Below are 292 nucleotides of genomic sequence, written 5' to 3' on the forward strand. Positions count from 1 at the left end.
CGCTTACCACTTTGTGATTCATGACTGGGGTGAAGTCGTAACAAGGTAACCGTAGGGGAACCTGCGGTTGGATCACCTCCTTACCTTAAAGAAACGTTCTTTGTAGTGCTCACACAGATTGTCTGATAAATGATGAACTTCTGAATGTACTTTCGAGTGCATTAAGAAGTTTTGCTCTTTAAAAATCTGGATCAAGCTGAAAATTGAAACGACACACTGTTTCATTTCTCCGTAATAAGAAATGAAAAGCGGTGTGTTCGAGTCTCTCAAATTTTCGCAACACGGTGATGTT

At 40.4% G+C, this 292-nt stretch carries 1 rRNA gene; it reads left to right on the forward strand.

Going from position 1 to position 292, the window contains the following annotated elements:
- Positions 1-83 (forward strand): 16S ribosomal RNA (locus NNO02_RS23635); the annotation flags it as partial.
- Positions 84-292: the final 209 nt, after the last annotated feature.

Source organism: Citrobacter sp. Awk 2 (assembly GCF_028069815.1).
Classification (GTDB): Bacteria; Pseudomonadota; Gammaproteobacteria; order Enterobacterales; family Enterobacteriaceae; genus Citrobacter.